This window comes from Nocardia vaccinii NBRC 15922 (assembly GCF_001613305.1).
GTDB classification, from domain to species: Bacteria; Actinomycetota; Actinomycetes; order Mycobacteriales; family Mycobacteriaceae; genus Nocardia; species Nocardia vaccinii.
On record NZ_BDCC01000016.1, the window covers coordinates 75,554 to 92,199 of the forward strand.

At 64.1% G+C, this 16,646-nt stretch carries 15 protein-coding genes and 1 pseudogene; 10 read left to right on the forward strand and 6 right to left on the reverse strand.

The genetic code is table 11. The annotated features are described in order from the left end of the window. Positions 1-609 precede the first annotated feature (609 nt). Positions 610-2,196 (forward strand): helix-turn-helix domain-containing protein, encoded by a 1,587-nt coding sequence (locus NV1_RS12185; protein WP_067889670.1) that lies wholly within the window; start codon positions 610-612, stop codon positions 2,194-2,196. Positions 2,197-2,239: 43 nt separating this feature from the next. Here the strand turns inward: NV1_RS12185 and NV1_RS12190 are convergent, their stop codons facing one another. After that, on the reverse strand, positions 2,240-3,355 hold the full coding sequence (locus NV1_RS12190) for an NDMA-dependent alcohol dehydrogenase (RefSeq protein ID WP_067889673.1): 1,116 nt from the start codon (positions 3,353-3,355) through the stop codon (positions 2,240-2,242). A gap of 225 nt (positions 3,356-3,580) precedes the next feature. Here NV1_RS12190 and NV1_RS12195 point away from each other — a divergent pair, with 225 nt between their 5' ends. The 3 genes from NV1_RS12195 to NV1_RS12205 all read left to right on the forward strand — a co-directional run bounded on the left by NV1_RS12195 (position 3,581) and on the right by NV1_RS12205 (position 6,671). Beyond that, positions 3,581-5,071 carry an aldehyde dehydrogenase family protein gene (locus NV1_RS12195; RefSeq protein WP_084525315.1) on the forward strand — a complete coding sequence of 497 codons (1,491 nt, stop codon included), beginning with the start codon at positions 3,581-3,583 and terminating at the stop codon, positions 5,069-5,071. Between the two features lie 241 nt (positions 5,072-5,312). Next, a complete protein-coding gene (locus NV1_RS12200; RefSeq protein WP_084525316.1) occupies positions 5,313-5,726 on the forward strand; it encodes a helix-turn-helix domain-containing protein in 414 nt (137 codons plus the stop codon). A gap of 606 nt (positions 5,727-6,332) precedes the next feature. Next, positions 6,333-6,671, forward strand: a complete 339-nt coding sequence (locus NV1_RS12205; protein WP_067889683.1) for a hypothetical protein — start codon at positions 6,333-6,335, stop codon at positions 6,669-6,671. A gap of 877 nt (positions 6,672-7,548) precedes the next feature. Here NV1_RS12205 and NV1_RS12215 read toward each other — a convergent pair. Further along, positions 7,549-8,652: a GGDEF domain-containing protein gene (locus tag NV1_RS12215; RefSeq protein ID WP_067889689.1), complete on the reverse strand. Its 1,104-nt coding sequence runs from the start codon at positions 8,650-8,652 to the stop codon at positions 7,549-7,551. Positions 8,653-8,950: 298 nt separating this feature from the next. On the opposite strand from NV1_RS12215, the pseudogene NV1_RS43440 reads away from it, so the two are divergent. The 5 genes and pseudogenes from NV1_RS43440 to NV1_RS12235 all read left to right on the forward strand — a co-directional run. Further along, positions 8,951-9,067: pseudogene (locus NV1_RS43440) on the forward strand (IS110 family RNA-guided transposase); the annotation flags it as partial. A 112-nt stretch (positions 9,068-9,179) separates the two neighbouring features. Next, positions 9,180-9,506 carry a hypothetical protein gene (locus NV1_RS12220; protein ID WP_157116842.1) on the forward strand — a complete coding sequence of 109 codons (327 nt, stop codon included), beginning with the start codon at positions 9,180-9,182 and terminating at the stop codon, positions 9,504-9,506. A 613-nt stretch (positions 9,507-10,119) separates the two neighbouring features. Then, positions 10,120-11,022 carry a non-homologous end joining protein Ku gene (gene ku / locus NV1_RS12225; protein WP_067889694.1) on the forward strand — a complete coding sequence of 301 codons (903 nt, stop codon included), beginning with the start codon at positions 10,120-10,122 and terminating at the stop codon, positions 11,020-11,022. A 97-nt stretch (positions 11,023-11,119) separates the two neighbouring features. Further along, on the forward strand, positions 11,120-11,368 hold the full coding sequence (locus NV1_RS12230; RefSeq protein ID WP_067889697.1) for a hypothetical protein: 249 nt from the start codon (positions 11,120-11,122) through the stop codon (positions 11,366-11,368). Between the two features lie 224 nt (positions 11,369-11,592). Next, positions 11,593-12,453 carry an RDD family protein gene (locus NV1_RS12235; protein WP_067889700.1) on the forward strand — a complete coding sequence of 287 codons (861 nt, stop codon included), beginning with the start codon at positions 11,593-11,595 and terminating at the stop codon, positions 12,451-12,453. Here the strand turns inward: NV1_RS12235 and NV1_RS12240 are convergent. The 3 genes from NV1_RS12240 to NV1_RS12255 all read right to left on the reverse strand — a co-directional run bounded on the left by NV1_RS12240 (position 12,450) and on the right by NV1_RS12255 (position 14,808). Continuing rightward, positions 12,450-12,914 (reverse strand): DUF2231 domain-containing protein, encoded by a 465-nt coding sequence (locus tag NV1_RS12240; protein WP_067889702.1) that lies wholly within the window; start codon positions 12,912-12,914, stop codon positions 12,450-12,452. The genes NV1_RS12235 and NV1_RS12240 overlap by 4 nt on opposite strands. A gap of 967 nt (positions 12,915-13,881) precedes the next feature. Continuing rightward, positions 13,882-14,319 (reverse strand): SRPBCC family protein, encoded by a 438-nt coding sequence (locus NV1_RS12250; protein WP_067889707.1) that lies wholly within the window; start codon positions 14,317-14,319, stop codon positions 13,882-13,884. A 228-nt stretch (positions 14,320-14,547) separates the two neighbouring features. After that, positions 14,548-14,808: a hypothetical protein gene (locus tag NV1_RS12255; RefSeq protein WP_067889710.1), complete on the reverse strand. Its 261-nt coding sequence runs from the start codon at positions 14,806-14,808 to the stop codon at positions 14,548-14,550. Positions 14,809-15,370: 562 nt separating this feature from the next. On the opposite strand from NV1_RS12255, the gene NV1_RS12260 reads away from it, so the two are divergent. Beyond that, positions 15,371-15,697 (forward strand): cupin domain-containing protein, encoded by a 327-nt coding sequence (locus NV1_RS12260; RefSeq protein ID WP_067889715.1) that lies wholly within the window; start codon positions 15,371-15,373, stop codon positions 15,695-15,697. Between the two features lie 148 nt (positions 15,698-15,845). Here the strand turns inward: NV1_RS12260 and NV1_RS12265 are convergent, their stop codons facing one another. Then, positions 15,846-16,541, reverse strand: coding sequence for a uracil-DNA glycosylase (locus tag NV1_RS12265; RefSeq protein WP_245713683.1), 696 nt, complete (start codon positions 16,539-16,541; stop codon positions 15,846-15,848). Positions 16,542-16,646 lie beyond the last annotated feature (105 nt).

Consider the following 16,646-nt stretch of genomic DNA (forward strand, 5'->3'; position numbering starts at 1 on the left):
CGCAGAGTGGACACCCGCCCACACGCAATGGCGCGATAACGCCTGCGTCGGCTGAAGCAGGGCCCTCGCACCCCCACCCTTTTCGGGAATCGGCCCACAATCACAATGGTATGACCTATCTTTGTTGTCAGGGCCGGCCGACTCGCCTCGCGTTCCGACCGATCACAGCAATCCGGCATTCCAGCGAGACGGGTCGCCGTGCGGCGAATCGACTCGCCTCATGATCACAGTCAACGTTCGGATCGACACCGCCACCATCAGGTGCATCCGACCCAAAGCCGCCTGGAGTTCCGCATGAACAGCCCTTCACCGTTTCCGACACCATGGCCGCTATGAATTCCAGGACGCTGACCGGCGTCGAACTGACCAAGAGCTGCGCCGTGCCGGTGTCCGACGCCGTTGCTGGGCATTCCGATCGCGGTCAAGCACATCATCGCCACGAGCGACGGACTCACGACAGCCTGATCACATGGATCATGAACAGTGTGAACGATTAGCCTTCGGAACACTGGGCGAGCCAGCCTTCCGAGCCGTGCACCGGTATCCACCTAGAGCAAATAGATAACAAACTCTACCGGGTGGCCACGCGCCGTGGCGGAAAGGAGTTCAATGTTGAAAAACACCGGTTCGCCTCGTCCGGAGATCGCCAATTCCTGGCGTCGCTCGCAGCTCTACGGCCTGCACCCGAAACTGCGACCTACACACGAACAAGTGGAGCTGATCGGTACGTCTCTGTTGAGCGACGCTGCCGGGCTGGCACTCGAGCGTGCCCGCACCGATCTGGATACCGCCGCCGCTGCCGTGCTATTGGCCGACGCGGATTACCGGGTGGTCGATATCCGGTGCACCGAGAGCCGTCTTCATGAGGCAATCGCCGAGGTCGGTGTCGAGATCGGCGTGCGGCTCGGCGAGGAAGACATCGGGACTAATTCTGTGGGTACCGCGGGCGAGCTTCGCCGTGAGGTCGCGGTCCGCGGTAGCGAACACTTCGCACAGTCATTCAGAGATTTCGACTGCTACGGAGCACCCGTATTCCACCCGCTTACCCATCGTCTGCTCGGCGTGCTCAACCTCAGCAGCCACCAAGACAACTATCATCCGCTCTACTCGGTCCTGGCCCGGCGGGTCGTGCGGGACATACAGGACCAGCTGATTGCCCGTTCCCCGTCGGCGGCGCGCATCCTCGCACAAGCCTTCGAAAAGCGGGTCCGGCTTCAGCGGTGCGCTGTCCTAGCCATCGGACATCGGGTTGCGCTCGCCACCAGGTCCGCGTTGGACATGCTCGACCACACCGACCATGAGACGCTGCGCGCATTGGCCGAGTTGTCTGGGACGCGAGCCAGCGAGCACCCATCGGTGACACTCTCGTCAGGTCTCAGGGTGCGGGTGCGAATCGAGCCGGTCGAGGACACCGCGGGTTTCTTAGTCGAATTGTTTGCGCGGGGGCACCGGTCCTATCTGAAACCAACGACTCAGCAATGGCCGTTGTTGGTGGTCGGCGAAGCAGGTACCGGACGGACGAGCACCGCGCGCGCCCACCTCGGCAGCGACGTGCCCGTCACTATGGACGCGGCGGCGACCGCTACAGTCGGTGAGACAGTCTGGTCCGAGCGCGTCTGCTGGATGCTTGATCGCGACGGCGCCGCAATGGTGATCGAAAACATTCATCTGCTGAGCGAGCGAGCACTCATCCTGCTCTCCAACACAATCAGAAGTACCACACGACTCGTGGCGCTGACCTCTACTCCCGGCGAACATCTCGCCGGCTCCCATGCCTCGCTCAATGCAATCTGCGCTGAACGAATCGACCTTGTTCCTCTCCGTTTCCGCCGGCATGAAATCCCCGCGGTGGCCCAGAGGATGCTGGCCGACCGACCGGGACCGGCGCCCCGGCTGACACCCGCGGTATTGAGGACACTCGCCGGACAGCAGTGGCCGGGGAACCTCGCCGAACTACGCAGGGTGATCGAGACGCTGGCAGTGCGTCGTTCCTGCGGGGACGTGGTTGTCGCGGACCTGCCGGCGCACTATCGGACCGGTCGCGCCGTGAACACCGCGGTGGAACAGGCGGAGATCGACACGATCCTGTCCGCATTGGAATCCGCACGCGGGAACAAGAGGCGCGCGGCCGAAGCGCTCGGCATGAGCCGATCGACGCTGTACAACAAAATTCACTGGTTGGGCATCGAGGTCTGATGCCGGTGGCGGCTACGTGGAAGCCGCCACCGGTCAGCTGTCCTCAGTGCTCGTGCACGATCACGCCCCGCAGTATCTCACCGGCGAGCAGCCGATCGTATGCTTCGTCGACCTGTTCGAGGGCGAACCGTTCGGTGATCAACTCGTCGAGTTTGAGTCTGCCACCTTGGTACATGTCCAAGATCTGAGGGATGTCTGACGTCGGGTTGCAATCCCCGAACACCGTTCCTTTGACGGTCTTGCGGAACAACGTCAGCTCCGCGCTGGGCAACACTACGGTGTTCTCGCCGAACTTGCCGACAGCGGTAACGACAATCGTTCCGCCCTTGGAAATGGCCCGAAACGCCTGTTCCACCACTTCGGAATCCGCCACTCCGACCGTGATGATCGCGCTCGTGGCACCAACACCGTAGGTGAGGTCGATGGCGAGTTGCTGGGCGTCCTCGGCCTTTTCCACCGCGTGCGTCGCGCCGAACACAGAGGTTGCCTTCTCCCGCTTCCACTGGATCGGGTCGACCACGATGATATTCGTGGCCCCCACGCTGCGCGCGCCCTGTACCGCATTCATGCCTATGCCGCCGACACCGTAGATGATGACGGTGTCACCGGGCCGTACACCAGCGACGTTCACCGCCGACCCCCAGCCCGTCGGCACGCCGCAGCCGACCAGAGCAGCCTGCTCCAACGGCAGGTCCCCGCGGATCGGCACCGCCGAAGTTTCGTGAATAACCCCGTATTGCGAAAACGTGCCCAACATACACATGGCACCGTACTGCCCGCGCGGTCCGGTCAATGGCCAGCGCTCGCCAGGGAGACTACCCTCCAGGATCGTCGCACCCATATCGCAAATCGCCTGCTGTCCGGTCGCGCACCAATGGCACTTCCCGCAGGTGGGAATAAACGAACACACGATGTGGTCTGCCGGCTTGACCCGAGTCACGCCGATGCCCACGTCCTCGACGATCCCTGCGCCCTCGTGACCCAAAACCATCGGGAGACGGGCAGGCAGGTCGCCGTGCTTGAGGTGTACGTCCGAGTGACACAACCCTGCATGGGTATAGCGCACCAGCACTTCGCCGGCACCGGGGCCGTTGAGATCCAGCTCCTCGATCTCGATTGCTTTGCCTACTTCGTGTATGACCGCGGCCTTGGTCTTCATTGGTTCCTCCTCGAACCCACGCGATATTGCTCAGGCACCCCAGACCGTGCCAGCCCCAGCCACCCAAATGTGTCCAAAAAACTGGACACCACGGGGATCCTCCTCGTCGTAGTGTCCTGACCCCGTGGCCGAGACTCGACGAACGTAGGTAGAGAAATGGGAGAAATGACACAGACACTCGATGCGGGGCAGCCGACGGCTCGTCCCGGTGCAAGGCACTACCGGATGTTCATCGGCGGTGAATGGATCGACACCGATGAGCACTACACCGTGATCGATCCGGCGACGGAGGAAATCGTCGCGACGGCCGCCAAGGGAACGACCGAGCACGTCGACGCCGCCGTTGCTGCCGCTCTGGGGGCCCACCGCAGCGGTGAATGGCGGAACACTCCGGCCGTGCGTCGCGCGGAGGTACTAGACCGTGTCGTGGCGACGCTCGCAGAGAGGATGGACGAGCTGACCGAACTCGGGGCGCGGGAAAATGGTGCACCGTTCCGGCTATCTCAGGCGCTCACCGTCGGTTTCCCTCTCGAGCACGTTCAGCACTTCGCCGACCTGCTTCGCCGCTACGAGTGGGAACGACCTGGTCCGGTCACCGGGCAGGTGCTGCACACAGGATTCGTCCGCCGTGAGCCGCTCGGTGTGTGTGGCGGCATCGTACCGTGGAACTTTCCACTTGTGATTGCCGTTTGGAAGTCGATCCCGGCGCTGGCCGCGGGCAACACGGTGGTTCTCAAAGTCGACGAGAAAACCCCGATCGGCGCCCTCGAACTCGCCACGATTCTCCGAGAGGCGGGTCTACCCGACGGTGCCTACAACGTCGTGACAGGGGACGGACCGACCGTCGGCGCACACCTGGTCCGCCATCCCGACGTCCGTAAGCTCTCATTCACGGGTTCGACCGTGACCGGCCGCCAGATCATGAGGGAGGCCGCCGACTCGATCAAGAAGGTCACCCTCGAACTCGGCGGAAAGGGACCCAACATTGTACTCGACGACGCCGATCTCGATGTCGCGGTCGACGGTTCGATCTTTGCCTTTTTGCTGCATGCGGGGCAGGCCTGCGAGTCGGGCACCCGTCTGCTGTTGCCCGACTTGCTGCACGATGAATTTGTCGACCGGCTGATCCGACGGGTTAAGACCCTGAAGATCGGCAATCCATTGGACCCCTCGACCGACATCGGCCCGGTAATGAGCGCCCTCCAACGCGACCGCATCCTCAACTACATCGAACGAGGCAAGCGTGAAGGCGCCGAGGTGGTCCTCGGAGGCGGCAGCCCGATCGGCCCGGAATACGAACGTGGATTCTGGGTCGAACCAACGATTTTCACCGGGGTGACCAACGACATGTGCATCGCGCGTGAGGAAATCTTCGGTCCGGTCCTTTCGGTACTACGCTACAGCTCGGTCGACGAGGCCATCCAGATCGCCAATGATACCGAGTACGGACTCTCCGCCGGGGTCTGGAGCCAGGACGTGCAGCGCGCCCTTACTGTCGCCGAACAACTCGAGGCCGGTTCAGTGTGGATCAACGACTGGCACACCATCTCGCGTCACATGCCCTTCGGCGGATACAAGCAGAGTGGGATCGGTCGCGAACTCGGGCCGGACGCTCTCGATGAGTTCACCGAGCAGAAGTCCGTCACCATCGATCTCAGTGGCCGACGCGACCGGCGTGCTTACGGTCTGGTTATCAGCGCCTCTCCCGAGCGGTAGACAGCGACTGAATCGCTTGCCTGGTATTTCGTCACCACGAGCGATCAGACTGTTTGGAGTGTTGCCAATCTGAAAAACCCGTCGGCGTGTCGCGCGAACGACACGCCGACGGGACGGGATCCCGCTAGCGTCCTGAGTCGCTGTTTAGCGCTGTAAGTTGCTAGTGTTTGTGGCTGGCGCGAACGGGGCGGCCGAAGGCTGAGATTGCACTGCCCGATATAGAGTGTGACGTGCTTGTTCGATGGGCGAAGGGCGATTCGAAGCTGGGGTGCGGGCGCGGATCGTGTTGGCGTGTGCGCAGGGAGCAGTCAACAAGGATGTGGCGGTGGCGCTGGGGACGGGGGAGCAGACTGTGGTCCGGCGGCGGGGCCGGTTCGTGCGAAATCGCTTGCAGGGCTTGGTAGGCGAGCCGCGACCCGGCGCGTCGCGCACGATCACCGATGATCACGTCGAGGGGGGCATCGTGACCACGCTGGAGCGCACCCCGGCGGGTGGGGATACGCACTGGTCGACACGGGGAATGGCCGCCGCGACCGGCCTGTCGCAGTCGTCGATTTCGCGGATCTGGCGGGCGTTCGGGCTCGAGCCACACCTGGTGGACACTTGGAAACTGTCGACGGATCCGCAGCGACTTGCGCTCGTTCGGAGAGGGTAGCGATCGTGAACGCCTCGTAGCCGCCCTCTTCGATCAGTGTCACGCCGAAATCGAGTACGCGGTTCCACGCCTCGCGGGAGCGCTTCTGTTTCGGCTCATGGATGGCGTATGACACCGCGGCCGCTCGATCGGTCGACATTCGCCTGTAACCGCCGACGTTGTTTTCCGCACGCTCACTACCGGAACCCCTGTTGGAGCGTCCCCTCCGATTCAGTGCCGATCGGCCAGCGGACGACGAAGCGCAGACCCGACCACGTTTCATCGATGGCGGACGTCTTGTTGCCGACGAGTCCTGTGGCCAAATCGGTTCCGCTAGTTGAGTGCCGGACTTCGGTGGTGTTGAGGTGTACCCCAATCTGACGCACCCGCCGGAGGGCATCTTCGGGCTGCACCGGAAGATGCACGGTTGCGCCGGCACCTACCGGGTCAGGGTGGAGTCCGAGGGTGGTGCGGTCGATGGAACCTGAACCCGTGTGTCGATAGCGTGTAAGGCCTGAACTACGAGAGGACACCATGCACGCTCCTGCCTTTGTTTCCATCCTCGCTGCCGTCGGTAGCGCGCTTCTGTTTCAGGCCGCGCCTGCCTCAGCCGAATCGCACACCGGTATGCCGACGCTGACTGCACAGTTCGATGGCGGCCCGTGCGCGACGACCATCAACGCCAAGGCCAACATCTTCGATGACAGCAACCAGGTCTCCATCGGCTACCAGACCAACGACATCGCCGGCACCGGCAGCGCCGGATGCGGGTCGTCGCTGGTCGCGGTCGTCAACTGGCGCAATTTGGACAGCGGTGGGGTGGGTAGCGTGTCCCGGCACATGTTCCACAACGAGACCAACTCGATATCCTTCGCCCCCGGCCCGGGACGGATCGCGATCGAGCTGACCACCCTCAGTACCCACTTCCCCGACGCGTCGCGTCTCGAGGTCGTGATGCACGGCTGATCGCTGCCGGAGATGGGATGTAAATTCCGGCTGACCACGGATCAGAAGGTTGGGAGTCGGCACCAAGGCACACAACGCCATCGACGCCGCGGACCGCTGATCCTGTCCTGTGGTACAAGCCAAAACGCCGCCAGGTGATACCTGGCGGCGTTTGTGTCAGTGAGCCGACGTCCGACATGAGCCTCGGCGAGCAGTCGCTCGAAGCGACGAATAGGATGCAGCCCCGGGCCTGTCCGGACGCCGACAGCGCATGTTGTCGAAATGGTTGCGCCAGGACGACATCGACCACGGACTACGACCAGGCACACCCTCGGCAGAGTCCGCGGAATTGCGTGCTGCTCGCCGCCGGATCCGCGAACTCGAAACCGAGCTGGCGATCATCCGCCACGCCGCGAAGTTCCTCGGGGAGGACACTTCTGGCCCACAAGACGGTTCTACCCGGTGATCGACAGCCTGGCCGCGGCCGGGGCTCCGATCGACCGATGCTGCCGGGTCCTGGGGGTCGCCAGGCAGAACTACTACAAAGCCAAGCGGCGCCCGACCACACCGACACAGCTGCGGCGCCAATGGCTCACGGGACTCGCGAAGTCCACGTCACATCACCAGGCACATACGGCTACCGCAAGATCGTAGGCTCGTCCATCGACTCGCGCGCCGACTCCACCCTCATTGTCAACGCACTGGACATGGCGAACCGCCAACGCCGCCACTGCCCCCTGGCCTACCGCACCCCGATCGAGTTCGAACTACTCTCCGAGAACACACCCATGTCCGCTGTCAGTTGGCCACCGAGACTGGAACCCGAAAGGTGGGGCAGGTCAGTGCCACTTATCCTGCAGCAATTCCTATCGCATGTCGCGTAACTGCCATGCCGCCATCATTCGGAAACAGGATGATGGCGGCCGCGCGGCGGGGTGAGTTCCTCGATTACAACACGATTTCCGCCAGAGTGTTTGGCCTGATACATAGCGGCGTCGGCGGATTGCAGTAAGCGGTCCGGGCTCGGCCGAGGGCATCGCGAACAGGTAGTCGAGTCGAAGACCACGACACCGATACTTGCAGTGACAGCCACCCCTGTCTCCGACGGTTCGGCAATCATGTGACGCAGGCGTTCGGCCTCGGTATGCGCAACGCCAATAGTCACCGGCACGGCCACCACGAACTCCTCCCCACCCGTACGCGCCACCACCGCGCCGCCTCCTGTGGCGTCGGACAAACGCCGCGCGGTCCGCACCAAAACCGCATCGCCGACCCGGTGCCCCCACGTGTCGTTCACGCTCTTGAATCGATCGAGGTCGAACGACATTACACAGACCGCAGGATACCGCTCAACCAGCACCGGCAGCCGAATCTCCAAACCCCGTCGGTTCAGCAGGTGCGTCAACGGGTCCGACAGCGATTCGGTACGCAGTAGCCAGTAGAGCACCTGTAACGCGGGCAACACGCTGACCACCGACACGAACAGCAACAACCCGGCCGCAACTGCCAACCGGACACCGCCGCCGCCGGTGGCGATCCGCACCGACAACACGACCACCGACAGCAACGACCACGCCGAATGCGCCGCCAAAGCTCGCGCATTGTGAAAAAAGCCCAGATAACTGCCAGTGGCTACGAGCAGCACAGCACCCATGGCTCCGAACAATCGGTCCGGCACCTGCAAGAACTCCATGGTGAACAGCGCATCGGCGCAGCCGATCAACACCAGCGACTCGATCTTGCTCGGCCAGGACAGTAGCCACCAGCGCAACGCCCACAGTATCCCGCACAGCACCCCGATCGTCGCAGCAATGCCAGGCTCGCCCGGTGGACCCACGGGCGTACCCGCGATGACCGCACCCAACACCGCAATCACTGCACCTGCGACACCGATCAACACCTTCAACGGCCCCACCGCCGATCGAGCCGCCAAGGTACGCACCAGCCAGCCGTAGTCCACCGGGTCGTTCCACCAGGCCCGAAGCGTCTTTCCGTCGTTCATCGACTCACCCGTGGTCCCGACCGCATGACCAACCGTTGCTCGTACCGACTGCGAGAGTTCCAAGAAATCTCACCAGCTAATCCGCAGCAGTCTAGACCGGATAGTCACAGACAGCGCACGAATGGACATCCCATCCCGTAGTCAACGTAGTTGACTTGCCCGTGATATGTCTGTCCGACCGGTCTCCGTTCACGGTCTGACTCGACAGAGGTATGACGACGACCCGCGCGTGCAGTTCTGGAAGTCGCCATGTCGGCCGTGGATTCCCTGCCCGGCAACGACGAGGACCGAATACCTGATGATGCTGATCGGCATCGACCCGCACAAGTCCAGCCACACCGCGACGGTGGTCGAACCGTCGACGAATTCCGATCTCGGCTCGATCCGGATCGATGCCGGCAACAACGGATATCGCCGAACACGCTTTCAGGTAGCGGTGTAGGTAGTTCCACCGATGTGGGGGTGTTGTCTCCGGCGCAGGGTGGTTGTCGTACAGGAAAAGCAGGCCGACTGAGAACCGAATCACCATGACAACTGCTCTATTGCCGCTCGCCTACGGCTACGTGCGCGATGACCTCCTCGATGACCGCGACGTCGGTTCGAGTGAAGACAAGCTGCGTGAGACCGCCCGCTCGCTCGGGTACGAACTGGGAACGGTATTCCACGAGCCCGAACCGCAGAACGCTACGTTGCCCCCCGCGTTCGCGGATCTGGTCCAGGAATGCCGACGCGCTGCGGCGCACGCGGTGATCACTGTGCGTGGACACATGTCGGACATGGCCGTGTGCCGGATGGTGCTGTTGGCGATCCTGGACGTGCGGGCCGGCGCCGCCGTCCACGAAGTCTCGGTGTAATCCGCCCGCCTGCCCGGCGACTCCGTACCCCCGTGACTGGGCCGAACGCCGCACGGGGTGTGAGGAGCAGTAGTGCGGGAAGACCATGGATTGAGGGTCGTCAGATCGCAGCCGACCGGTCACCATGTCCGCATCGCGAGACCGGTATCCGGCCCTGTCCGCACACCTCTGCAGCGTCGCATATGCTGGCCGCCAGAAACCCCGAAACGATCCCTACCTGATACTTCGATACCAGACACATCGCCGGGGTCTCGCCATTTTCCACGCGGCGGCCCGGTTCGGGACCACTTCCTGATGACTACGTCTTGCCGCTGAATCCGCTGATCTTCGCGGTCCGCGGCGTCGCCGAAACCTCCGTCCACGTCGCCGAAGGCATGCGCGGCCGCGGCGTCGGAAAAGCCCTGCTCCACACCCCAAGGAGCACGAAGGCTCGGCATCGGCGCGTATCAACTGGAACGACTACCTTGCCAATCACTGGCCGGACCGCACCGAGTCGTATGTCGGTTCACGGACAGCAGCAATCAACAACCAGCAACACCCCGCAATAACCAAGAAGCCCCAGGTCGCACCGGTTCGGCGGACGAAACCGGGCGGTCGCAAGTAGCATCACAGGGTGCGATCGATCTGGAAAGGTTCCATCGCGTTCGGCTTGGTGAACGTCCCGGTGAAGGTCTATACGGCCACCGAGGACCATGACATCAGGTTTCACCAGGTGCACGCCAAGGACGGCGGACGGATCAAATACGACCGTGTGTGCACCGTGTGCGGGCAGTCGGTGCAGTTCGCCGACATCGATAAGGCCTACGAATCGCCCGAGGGTGAACGGGTGGTGCTCACCGACGAGGATTTCGCGAAACTTCCGGTGGCGGAGAAGCACGAGATTCCGGTGCTGCAATTCGTTCCGGCGGAGCAGATCGACCCCATCCTGTTCGACCGGAGCTATTACCTCGAACCCGATTCCACGACCCCGAAAGCCTATGTGCTGCTGGCGAAGACGCTCGAGCAAGTGGATCAGATCGCGGTGGTGCATTTCACGCTGCGGCAGAAGACCCGCCTGGCGGCGTTGCGGGTGCACGACGACGTGTTGATGCTGCAGACGCTGCTGTGGCCCGACGAGGTACGCACGGTGGATTTCCCCGCGCTCGACGGCGCGGCCCCGCCGCGGGCGCAGGAGATCAAGATGGCCCGGACGCTGGTCGAGAGCATGTCCGACGACTTCGATCCGTCCCAGTACACCGACGAGTACCAGATCGAGTTGCGGAAGGTGCTCGACGAGGCGATCGCTTCCGGATCGGGCACGGTGGTCAAGCGCGAGGAAACCGCTCCGGTCGGGGCGGACGCCGAGGTCGTCGACCTGGTCGCAGCCCTGCAACGCAGCCTCGAGGCATCCGGGCGGCGCGCTCCCGCACCGGCCGCGAAGAAAGCCTCGAAAAAGCCCGCCGAGAAAACCGCACGTAAAGCCACCCGGAAGAGCCCGGCCAAAAGCACCGCGAAAACGACTCGCAAGGGCGCGTGACCGGACACACCACATCCACGGGGATGACCTATCCGGCAGCTGGGCTGCCGCGGTGTGATCGGAGCTGTCATTGTCACAGCAGAGGAAGGTTTGCCCGATGGCACACCGCATCGCGAAGTTCGCCATGATGGGCGCGCTCGTCGCCACCCCGATCGTGATGGCCTCGGCCCCCGCATTCGCCGACACCCCGCAGCAGCCCCAGGGCAACAACCAGTCCGCACATCAGCAGGACCACCAGAATCAGAACAACAACCAGAATCAGAACCGCCAGGAGCAGAACCGCCAGCAGCCCGCACCCCAGCAGCAGTCCAATCCGCTGCGTCTTCCGACCGGTAACGCGGGCTAGCTGCCGGGCAGGAGCGTCGGCCTCGGCCCGCCGAACCGACCTGACGAAGGCTCCGAGCGGAATGCGCATCCCTCGGAGGCCTTCGTCGTCCGGGCCGGGACAACCGGTCGGCACTTCTCGGTGCGGGGCGATGTTCGCCACGATGCGCTCGGTAAATCAGCGATACTGAACCGAGTCGGCGGCAACCGAACGGCTCGCCGCCCTTCGCGTATCGGAGAAATCGCATGAGCAACCCGTCGGATCCGCACGACCGCTCCAGCGATTCCCCGAATCCCCCGCCGGATCAGAATCCGCCGCCACAGGTCCCCCAGCCGCCCGGATACGGCTATCCGCCGTCACCCGGTTACAGTGCTCCCCCGCCCGGATACGGCCCGCCGCCGCAGGGACCGCCGGGCACCGGAGCCGGTTACCCACCCCCGGGCTCCGGCGGACCGTCCACACCCGGCAATCCCGTCTACGGCACGCCGCCCGGATACGGCGGACCCTCTTCCCCAGGAATTCCGACGTATGGCGCGCCGCCCGGATATGGGCCCCCGCAACCCGGTGCATACGGCTACGGCGGACCACCGCCCGGCTATCAGCAGGGAGCCCCGGGATACGGCTATCCTCCAGCGGGACCGCGACCGCCGTACGCAAGCTGGATCCAACGCGTCGGCGGCGCACTCATCGACGGACTGATCATCGGCGTACCGGCCGCCATCCTCTACATCATCGGCTTCACCGTCGGCTTCTCGGCGCAGACCTGCGCTCCCGACGAGAACGGCTATCCGGTCTGCACCGGTGGCGGCCTGTCCGGCGCCGGATGGATCCTGTTCGTTGTGGCCTGGGTGTTCGCGGTTGCGGGCGGCCTGTACCTGATCTATCTGGTGGGCACCACAGGGCAGACGCCGGGCAAGCGGATGGTCGGCATCCGCCTGGTCCGGGAGGCCGACGGACAGGTTCTCGGATTCGGCATGGCCTTCGTCCGCAACCTGTGCCACATTCTGGACAGCTTCTGCTATATCGGCTATCTCTGGCCGATCTGGGACGAGAAGCGCCAGACCTTCGCCGACAAGATCATGAAGACCATCGTCGTGCAGGTCTAACCGCCGACCTGATCGGCCCAGCTCGCCCGCGCACCCGATTCGCCGATCCGGTAGACCTGCACGGTCGCCGCGGCGCCCGCGGCGATGGTCAGCACCGCGACCGCCGCGACGAGGACGACACCGACCCGGCGTTCACCACGCTCCCGCAGATGGACGAACAGCAGCAACAGCGCCACCACCAGCAGGCCGAGCGTGAAATAGACCATGGTGTCACCCAGGTGCGCGTGCGTATGGATGGCTGGTGAGCGGCCGACCTTGTGCTCGAGCCACTCCCCCGCATCGGTGGTGATCGGCGTCATCACGACGGTGAACGCCGCCAGTACCGCGACCAGCCACACCAGCCGTTGCCGCGCCGGGCGCCACACCGCACACAATATGGCCAGAAGCGAGGTCAGCGGCACCAGTACGACGATGATATGGACGAGCAGCACATGTGCCGGCAGACCGTTGATGGTCGACATTGCAGGGGTACTCCTGACAGACGGAATGGAATCGCATCGAGTGTCCACTCGATTGCTGAGAACACGCTGTGACCCCGCTGGCGAATATGCTCGAGAACCGGCCGCAGTGCCGTAGCCCAGCGGAGATGCTGCAGGGTGGACAGGCCCGGCACCTACCGGACCGCACCTCGGCCCGCGAGCCGAACCCACGAGAGGCCGTCCTCCTGGATAGGCACCCACAATGACCAGCCGTTTTCCGAGAATCACTGCGGCCGGTAAATGAACCACCATTCAGAATCCGCTGACCGCCGTGACACTCGGGCGCGTGCAACCGTGTCGACCGAAATCATCGCGACCGCGCACGAGCCGACGACCAAGTAGGGAATTGAGTCACTTGTGATCGCCACAACGCCGGACGGAAAATTAATGAGCAGTGTTCCGAACTCCTCCGAAGGGATTTGCAATGTCTCAAAGAATCGCCGTTGCCGTCGCCACGGTTATCACTACATTGACCTTGGGGGTCGCCGCCCCCGCGATCGCTTCGGCCGCGCCGGCGACGGCCGATCCGCCGGGCACCAGTGCCACAGTTGCCCAAGCGACGCAGATTCAATGGTTCTGGGTATGCCTCAACGTTCCTTTGGGGTCGGTGAGCCTCAGTTTCTGCATCTAACGTGAACAGGGTGCGACACCGGCTGCCGGCGAGAACCGTCGCCGTTCCGGTGGATGCGCCACCGTCGGACGATACGGCCGGTCGGTAGCAGACAAATCGGTTGACACCGGCCCGGCCACGAATTCTGCGTTGATGTTCCCCTTCGGTGGTTCATTGATCCAGGCGACGTCAGACCTATTCATTCGATACGACAGTCCCGATGCACATCTGCTCATCCGACGAGCAATTTTTCGACGCCCGCCGGAATAATACGATGCGATCAATTCTGCACGTGGTCTTCGTTTCCGCGGAGGCATCGAACCGTCCCGCCGGAGCCGGTCAGGATTCGACCCGCCGACGCAAACCGGCCAGCGTGCTGTTCACCAATCCTTTGATGACTCGGCTGCGGATGAAGCCGGGTAGCGGCAGGTTGTGATGAATGGTCAGCTGATAAGTCACCGATGTGGTGTTCGGAGTGATCTCGTCGAGCTGGTAGCGGCCTTCCTGACCGGTCTGCAATCGCCCCTGCACCATGGACCAACTCATACCGTCATCATGGTGACTGAATCTGAGGGTATAGCTGTCGGTGCCGACCGCCGCGGACGCGGTGAACCGAGCGGTGATCGGCAGTCCGGTCCGCTCGTCCGTCTCCAGCACCTCTGCTTCGCGGATCTCGGGAATCCACTCCGGCTGGCTGTTCACGTCACGGATCGTCGCGAGCACGGTCGCCGGCGGGGCCTGAATCCGCACGGTCCTGGTGGCGCTATCGGTCGGCATGTGGCTACTCCGTTGTCCGCGCCGGCGAGGGACGTCGACGCCGATCCGACTGTCCAGCTCAGGGTGCCTCCCCGCTGCGCCACCCGTTAGGGCCGATGGGCCCCTCTTACGCCGCGCCTGTGATCCTCGGCCGAAGTTGGTGATGTCGGACCGGGCCCTGTGAGCCCCGGAGGCACCACTTCGCCGGCAGCCGCGCGAAGTGGCTGCGTAGTGCGGTGCGGGCCCAACCTAGTCGCTACCGGAGGAACCGAACGGCAGCAGGTGGTGGAACCACCCGGGAGGGATTCCCCACCCGGGAGGAATTCCCCAGCCCGGAGGGATGATGTGCTTAATTTCCCAGCCGTGGCCCCAGTGCCGGTCGACAGGGGCGGCGGTGTGGGTGACGACGACATCGGCCTGCGCCGGTACGGTCACGGCGGTGACCGGGGTTACTGCGATCGCGGCGGCGAGGACGGTCCGAGCCGTCGTTTGCCTGATTATTGTGAACACTGCTGATCCTTCCGATGACCCTTTCAACTCGATATGCGACGGCTGTCCCGCGCGGAGTAGGCGGAAGGTTACTCGGTCGACTGCCGCTGAACCAGCGGCGGAAATACCGGTCGATACATCCGCGGCGCTGTCCGATAAGGCAGTCCGCGCCACAATCATTGTCGCGCCGGATTACCCAGCAATTCTTCGACGTCTCGGTCGACGCGGCTCATATGACAACCCTCCTTTCCAATCGGTCACATCCCGCGCCCGCCTCGGTCATGCTGGTATCGACGAGCCGTGTCATCGGCACAAGGCGGTACGGGCACACGGCAATCCAGAACAGCCGGCGGCGAGGTTCGTAGCCGAATACGCAGTGTGGCTGAGCCGGGTCCGCTGAAGAATAGGAAATATGCTGCCGGTACAGGCAGCGGCGACGAAACCCGATGACGATGCGAACAGGAGCGTGTTTCGAGAGAGGCGCTCGAGGTCCTCGAGCGACACGTCGCCGATGTCGTCTACCACGCATCGTTCGACGATGATGGGCCGGAGATCGACTGCCTGGCGAGGGAAGGACGGGGCGATGGAGAAGTTCTCGTTGGAGGCGATGGCACGCGAGCAGTTGGATCGAGCCCGGTCATTGCCGTCGCAACGCAGTGCCACCACGGTGTACGGCGGGCACGAGCATCGGCTGCGGCAGACCGTGGTCGCGCTGGCGGCGGGGACGTCGATGGCTGAGCACGACAATACCGGCGAGGCAACGGTTTTCGTGTTGCGCGGCCGAGTACGGCTACACGGCCCGCAGGCCGTGTGGGAGGGCCGCCGTGGCGATCTGCTCGTCGTGCCGGAGGCCCGGCACAGCCTGGAGGCCGTCGAACACAGCGCGATACTGCTGACGGTCGCGAAGTAGCCTGGACGAGGCGCTGAACTCGCGCCGGGCGCCAGGGTGATGGTGGTGGCGTTGCGCCGCGGAAGCAGGCACGTGCTGGTCGGGCGGCCACGGCGAGGTCCGGCAGGCCGTGATGGCCGGGGCGCCGCGCCGCAGGGGTGGGTGCCGGCTACTGAACATGCTTCTGCCCGGTGTCACTTGCGGCGGTGATCGCACGGTGCAGGACGTCCCGCAGCATCGCGGGAGTCAGGGTGCGGGTGGATACGTTGCGCCGGCTGGGGTGATAGCAGCCGAAAAGGTGCAGCTGACGGTCCGCCACCGGATCGTCGAGCAGGACATGGTGGCCGTGGCCGAAACCTGGCCGAGGCGTGGGAAACCGCCATCTCGCCTCGACGAGCACGGGGATCGAGGCATCCCAGGCGAATCGCCCCAATGCGACGACGACCGACGGACCCGGTTTCATGAGCTGAAGTTCGCGGACCAGCCAGGAGCGGCACGTGTCGCGCTCGCCTGGGGTCGGGCGGTTGTCGGGCGGGGCACAGTGCACGGGGACGGTGATTCGAACTCCGCGCAGTCTCAGGCCATCATCGCGGCGGGTCGCGGTCGGTTGGGACGTGGCGCCCAGTTCGTGGAGAGTGGCATACAACAGGTCCCCGGAGGGGTCGCCGGTGAAGATTCGGCCGGTTCGGTTGCCGCCGTGCGCCGCCGGTGCGAGACCGATGAGGAGCACCGGGGCATCGGGTGGCCCGAACCCTGGCACCGGTTTGGCCCAGTAATCCCAGTCGCGGTAGGCGGCGCGCTTGAGGGTGCCGACGTTTTCGCGCCAGGCGACCAGGCGTGGACATGCCCGGCATCGCACCAGCATCGATTCGAGACCCGAGATGGTATCCGCAGCCGGGGCCCCGGTGCGTGGATAGTCGTGAGCGGACGTGTCCGCCGACGGTTGCGGCCCGGTTCCGGCGCGGTCGTA

Bases quoted from the DNA above. Each gene is read 5' to 3' on its own strand.
- NV1_RS12230 (WP_067889697.1), top strand. From the start codon at position 11,120: ATGGCACACCGCATCGCGAAGTTCGCCATGATGGGCGCGCTCGTCGCC.
- NV1_RS12260 (WP_067889715.1), top strand. From the start codon at position 15,371: ATGGAGAAGTTCTCGTTGGAGGCGATGGCACGCGAGCAGTTGGATCGA.
- NV1_RS12205 (WP_067889683.1), top strand. From the start codon at position 6,333: ATGCCGACGCTGACTGCACAGTTCGATGGCGGCCCGTGCGCGACGACC.
- NV1_RS12240 (WP_067889702.1), bottom strand. From the start codon at position 12,914: ATGTCGACCATCAACGGTCTGCCGGCACATGTGCTGCTCGTCCATATC.
- NV1_RS12195 (WP_084525315.1), top strand. From the start codon at position 3,581: ATGTTCATCGGCGGTGAATGGATCGACACCGATGAGCACTACACCGTG.
- NV1_RS12190 (WP_067889673.1), bottom strand. From the start codon at position 3,355: ATGAAGACCAAGGCCGCGGTCATACACGAAGTAGGCAAAGCAATCGAG.
- NV1_RS12250 (WP_067889707.1), bottom strand. From the start codon at position 14,319: ATGCCGACCGATAGCGCCACCAGGACCGTGCGGATTCAGGCCCCGCCG.
- NV1_RS12185 (WP_067889670.1), top strand. From the start codon at position 610: ATGTTGAAAAACACCGGTTCGCCTCGTCCGGAGATCGCCAATTCCTGG.
- NV1_RS12200 (WP_084525316.1), top strand. From the start codon at position 5,313: ATGGGCGAAGGGCGATTCGAAGCTGGGGTGCGGGCGCGGATCGTGTTG.
- NV1_RS12235 (WP_067889700.1), top strand. From the start codon at position 11,593: ATGAGCAACCCGTCGGATCCGCACGACCGCTCCAGCGATTCCCCGAAT.
- NV1_RS12265 (WP_245713683.1), bottom strand. From the start codon at position 16,541: ATGCTGGTGCGATGCCGGGCATGTCCACGCCTGGTCGCCTGGCGCGAA.
- NV1_RS12220 (WP_157116842.1), top strand. From the start codon at position 9,180: ATGACAACTGCTCTATTGCCGCTCGCCTACGGCTACGTGCGCGATGAC.
- NV1_RS12215 (WP_067889689.1), bottom strand. From the start codon at position 8,652: ATGAACGACGGAAAGACGCTTCGGGCCTGGTGGAACGACCCGGTGGAC.